We start from the raw sequence: 4,822 nt of genomic DNA, 5'->3' as shown, positions 1-4,822 counted from the left end.
CTCTTGCAATTGGCTTGGGAGGGTTTATATCGGCGCCTCCCCTGGGGGGCCTGGTCGCGTGAGCGGGGTCTGGCCGGGGGTGTTTTCCACCAGGGCGGGGTTTGTCCCAGGTCCGGGCCGGTGCCCGGTCCGGCGGCGGGCTCGTCCGGGGTGCGGAGCGGGTATCCCCGGTCCTGTGCCATGAGCGTCGGCGGTTCGAGGGTTCTTCGGGCGCGGTGTTCGGCTCCTCTGGCGGTGTTCTTTCCAGCAACGGCTGGGATGCAGTCAAGCATTCCGGCACGGGAGCGCAGAAGCGACAACGTTTCTGCGAACGGTTTTGCTTGGCCTTTACTGGTGAGAGGCTGCGGAACATCTCCAGCGATCCTCGCGAAAGCTTCGAAAAACTTTCGGGAAGGTTGTTGACAGGACCGAGGCCAGCGACTACATCAGCCTCATCGGCGGCGGGGTTCTTCGGGCCTGGCCGCCTTGGACCTTCGAGGCCTGGCGCTCCTTCGGGAGCGGGTTGGGGTTTTTGGGTTTTTGCTCTTTGACATTGTTGAGAGGGAAGAGAAGCGTAGGCGGCGGTGTCCTTGCGCCGATCCTTTGGGATCGGGGATGACATTGACCGGATCTATGCTTTGGTGAGTACACCGCTCCGGGGTGACCCGGAGTGAGAGGTGCTCTGTCAATTTGCGTAGTGAAGTCTTGATCATACTTTCAACTTGAGAGTTTGATCCTGGCTCAGAACGAACGCTGGCGGCAGGCTTAACACATGCAAGTCGAACGGGCCCTTCGGGGTCAGTGGCAGACGGGTGAGTAACGCGTGGGAACGTGCCCTTCAGTTCGGGATAACCCAGGGAAACTTGGGCTAATACCGGATACGTGCGAGAGCAGAAAGATTTATCGCTGAAGGATCGGCCCGCGTCTGATTAGCTGGTTGGTGGGGTAATGGCCCACCAAGGCGACGATCAGTAGCTGGTCTGAGAGGATGATCAGCCACATTGGGACTGAGACACGGCCCAAACTCCTACGGGAGGCAGCAGTGGGGAATATTGGACAATGGGCGCAAGCCTGATCCAGCCATGCCGCGTGAGTGATGACGGCCTTAGGGTTGTAAAGCTCTTTCGCACGCGACGATAATGACGGTAGCGTGAGAAGAAGCCCCGGCTAACTTCGTGCCAGCAGCCGCGGTAATACGAAGGGGGCTAGCGTTGTTCGGAATCACTGGGCGTAAAGGGCGCGTAGGCGGCTTTGTAAGTCGGGGGTGAAAGCCTGTGGCTCAACCACAGAATTGCCTTCGATACTGCATGGCTTGAGACCGGAAGAGGTTAGTGGAACTGCGAGTGTAGAGGTGAAATTCGTAGATATTCGCAAGAACACCAGTGGCGAAGGCGGCTGACTGGTCCGGATCTGACGCTGAGGCGCGAAAGCGTGGGGAGCAAACAGGATTAGATACCCTGGTAGTCCACGCCGTAAACGATGAATGCCAGCCGTTGGCGAGCTTGCTCGTCAGTGGCGCAGCTAACGCTTTAAGCATTCCGCCTGGGGAGTACGGTCGCAAGATTAAAACTCAAAGGAATTGACGGGGGCCCGCACAAGCGGTGGAGCATGTGGTTTAATTCGAAGCAACGCGCAGAACCTTACCAGCCTTTGACATGTCCCGTATGAGGAGTGGAGACACCCCTCTTCAGTTCGGCTGGCGGGAACACAGGTGCTGCATGGCTGTCGTCAGCTCGTGTCGTGAGATGTTGGGTTAAGTCCCGCAACGAGCGCAACCCTCGCCCCTAGTTGCCATCATTGAGTTGGGCACTCTAGGGGGACTGCCGGTGATAAGCCGCGAGGAAGGTGGGGATGACGTCAAGTCCTCATGGCCCTTACGGGCTGGGCTACACACGTGCTACAATGGCGGTGACAAAGGGCAGCGAACCCGCGAGGGGGAGCTAATCCTCAAAAGCCGTCTCAGTTCGGATTGCACTCTGCAACTCGAGTGCATGAAGGCGGAATCGCTAGTAATCGTGGATCAGAACGCCACGGTGAATACGTTCCCGGGCCTTGTACACACCGCCCGTCACACCATGGGAGTTGGTCTTACCCGACGGCGCTGCGCCAACCGCAAGGAGGCAGGCGACCACGGTAGGGTCAGCGACTGGGGTGAAGTCGTAACAAGGTAGCCGTAGGGGAACCTGCGGCTGGATCACCTCCTTTCTAAGGATGTTCTCTTACGAAGTGGCGTCATGCTGCTTCTATCGGAACACTTGGAACACAAGAGCTTCAGTCAGAAGCTCACTATGCGGGACGCTGCCGTCTTCGCTTCTCTTCTCAATTCCGGATACATCGGTCGCAGCAGGTGCTGCGGCTGGGGCCTGTAGCTCAGGTGGTTAGAGCGCACCCCTGATAAGGGTGAGGTCGGACGTTCGAGTCGTCCCAGGCCCACCATTTTGGGAAGCCTCAAGCGCCGGCGGCAACGTCCGTTGCCTTGGCTGCTCCGCGCATCAGCGCGGGCGCCCGGTCGGGCTTGCGACGCTGACGCGTCGATCCTGCACCACTTCTTGCGAAGGCCGACCGGCCGCCGCGCCCGATGGCGCGGATAGCCAAAGGGACTTAACGTCCCTGCCGGCGTCTGAGGCCAAGCAAAAAACGGGGCCTTAGCTCAGCTGGGAGAGCGGTAGCTTTGCAAGCTTCAGGTCGTCGGTTCGATCCCGACAGGCTCCACCATTTTACTGTATCCGGATGTCAAAGGAATTCGTGTTCCCTGCTGTGCGGGCGAGCGCGGATGTTTGAAATCGTAAAGAGGCAGCATCTTCGACCAGCGGACTTTCCTAGTTCCGCGAACCAGCCCCGGCCCGCAGCCGGGAGCGTCGGAGATGCTTGGCAAGCAAAATATGACTTCGCAGCAATGCGAGGTCAGGTCTTTCTTGAGATCCGTGTCCGGCTTTTGCCGGGCGGACATGGATCATGAGAGTAATCAAGTGTCGTAAGAGCATCTGGTGGATGCCTTGGCGCTGAGAGGCGATGAAGGACGTGGTACGCTGCGATAAGCCTTGGGGAGCTGCGAACGAGCTTTGATCCAGGGATCTCCGAATGGGGAAACCCCCCTTCGACCCTTTGTATTGTGACGGCATCCGAGAGAGCGATCTTGGGGGTGGCGTTGCACTACGGAGGGTCAGATGAAGGGATTAGATCCTGAATACATAGGGGTTTAAGGCGAACCCGGGGAACTGAAACATCTAAGTACCCGGAGGAAAGGACATCAAACGAGACTCCGTTAGTAGTGGCGAGCGAACGCGGACCAGGCCAATGCCAACCTGATCGTCACCGGAACCGTCTGGAAAGTCGGGCATGACGGGTGATAGCCCCGTACGGAACAGCGTGATGGTTGGATATGAGTAGGGCGGGACACGTGCAATCCTGTCTGAACATGGGGGGACCACCCTCCAAGCCTAAGTACTCCTCAGCGACCGATAGTGAACCAGTACCGTGAGGGAAAGGTGAAAAGCACCCCGACGAGGGGAGTGAAACAGTTCCTGAAACCGGATGCTTACAAACAGTCGGAGCCCAAGGTTCGTCCTGGGTGACGGCGTACCTTTTGTATAATGGGTCAGCGACTTAAAGTAACGAGCAAGCTTAAGCCGATAGGTGGAGGCGCAGCGAAAGCGAGTCTGAACAGGGCGTTTTTTAGTTCGTTGCTTTAGACCCGAAACCGGGTGATCTAGCCATGAGCAGGTTGAAGGTGCGGTAACACGCACTGGAGGACCGAACCGGTGCCTGTTGAAAAAGTCTCGGATGACTTGTGGCTAGGGGTGAAAGGCCAATCAAACTCGGAAATAGCTGGTTCTCCGCGAAAGCTATTTAGGTAGCGCCTCGCGTGAATCCCCCAGGGGGTAGAGCACTGGATGGGCTAGGGCCGCCCACAGCGGTACCAAACCTAACCAAACTCCGAATACCTGGGAGGAGTGCGCGGGAGACACACGGCGGGTGCTAACGTCCGTCGTGGAGAGGGAAACAACCCTGACCTACAGCTAAGGCCCCCAATTCGTGGCTAAGTGGGAAAGGATGTGGGAATCCCAAAACAACCAGGAGGTTGGCTTAGAAGCAGCCATCCTTTAAAGAAAGCGTAACAGCTCACTGGTCTAAACAAGGGTTCCTGCGCCGAAAATGTAACGGGGCTCAAGCCACGAGCCGAAGCTTAGGGTGCATCGCAAGATGCGCGGTAGCGGAGCGTTCCGTAAGTCTGCGAAGGCGGACCCGTGAGGGCTGCTGGAGATATCGGAAGTGCGAATGCTGACATGAGTAACGACAAACAGTGTGAAAGACACTGTCGCCGAAAGTCCAAGGGTTCCTGCGTAAAGTTAATCTTCGCAGGGTTAGCCGGCCCCTAAGGCGAGGCCGAAAGGCGTAGTCGATGGGAAGCACGCTTAATATTCGTGCGCCAGTGAGAGGTGACGGATCCTTATCGTCGTTCGAGCTTATCGGATTGCTCGGGCGGCTTCCGGGTCCCAGGAAATAGCCCTCACATCAGACCGTACCCGAAACCGACACAGGTGGACTGGTAGAGTATACCAAGGCGCTTGAGAGAACTATGTTGAAGGAACTCGGCAATTTACCTCCGTAACTTCGGGATAAGGAGGCCTTCCGTTTGGGCAACCAGGCGGGAGGGGCACAGACTAGGGGGTGGCGACTGTTTACCTAAAACACAGGACTCTGCGAAGTCGCGAGACGACGTATAGGGTCTGACGCCTGCCCGGTGCCGGAAGGTTAAGAGGAGAGGTTCACGCTTTGAATCGAAGCCCCGGTAAACGGCGGCCGTAACTATAACGGTCCTAAGGTAGCGAAATTCCTTGTC

2 tRNA genes and 2 rRNA genes are annotated in these 4,822 nt (G+C 57.5%); all 4 read left to right on the top strand.

Annotation, left to right across the window (positions count from 1 at the left end):
- The first annotated feature begins 697 nt into the window (after nt 1–697).
- Nucleotides 698–2,184: ribosomal RNA gene (locus DDF70_RS35425) — 16S ribosomal RNA — on the top strand.
- Between the two features lie 154 nt (nt 2,185–2,338).
- Nucleotides 2,339–2,415 (top strand) — tRNA-Ile (locus DDF70_RS35420).
- Nucleotides 2,416–2,618: 203 nt separating this feature from the next.
- Nucleotides 2,619–2,694 (top strand) — tRNA-Ala (locus DDF70_RS35415).
- 248 nt (nt 2,695–2,942) lie between these two features.
- Nucleotides 2,943–4,822, top strand: a 23S ribosomal RNA gene (locus tag DDF70_RS35410); the annotation flags it as partial.

Origin of the sequence: Microvirga calopogonii (assembly GCF_003347665.1) — a bacterium.
Lineage (GTDB): Bacteria > Pseudomonadota > Alphaproteobacteria > Rhizobiales > Beijerinckiaceae > Microvirga > Microvirga calopogonii.
The sequence above is the reverse complement of the archived record's forward strand: the minus strand, read 5'-3'. Positions and strand labels throughout refer to the sequence as shown.